Genomic DNA, 515 nt, shown 5'->3' on the forward strand with positions numbered 1-515 from the left:
TTGCGCGTTCCGATCGAGCCGGTGACGGCGGGATCGCGCCGGCTGGCGTAGGGATTGCGACCGCCGGCCCTGGCCGCGACCTCTTCGCCGGAGACCGCGGCCGGCTGACAGATCAGGCGGCGGCTGGCACGGCGCATCAGATCGACGTGGATGTGGTCGTAGTGGAAGACGTTGGAGCCCGGCGCCAGCACGGTGGTGAAATGCGCGCAGGCCCCGGATTGCACGTCGCGCAGGAAGCCCTGCTCCTCCGGCACGCCGCGCCAGCCGTCCTTCACCGTGACGCGGCGGCCGTCGGCGAGCACGAAACCGGAGATGTCGAGGGCGTTGCCGAACGCGTGCTCGGAAATATGGGCGCGGGGATTGCCGTTCATGCCGCGGCAGGAATAAGCAGAAATCTGCTTGATCTCGACCACGCGGGCCCCGAACCAGCGCATCGCCGACGGCTGCACGGTGTCGGCCAGCCAGCGGTCGAGCTCGGACACGATCGGACAGGCCAGCGTCGCGGTCGGCTTCAT

Annotated in this window: 1 protein-coding gene; it reads right to left on the reverse strand. The window is 69.3% G+C overall.

Going from position 1 to position 515, the window contains the following annotated elements; all coding sequences use genetic code 11:
• A partial coding sequence (locus AACY45_RS27940) for an extensin-like domain-containing protein (RefSeq protein ID WP_339548708.1) occupies window positions 1-515 on the reverse strand: 515 nt, incomplete at both ends.

It is taken from the genome of Pseudomonas sp. RA_35y_Pfl2_P32 (genome assembly GCF_963970735.1).
In the GTDB taxonomy this organism is placed as follows: Bacteria; Pseudomonadota; Gammaproteobacteria; order Pseudomonadales; family Pseudomonadaceae; genus Aquipseudomonas.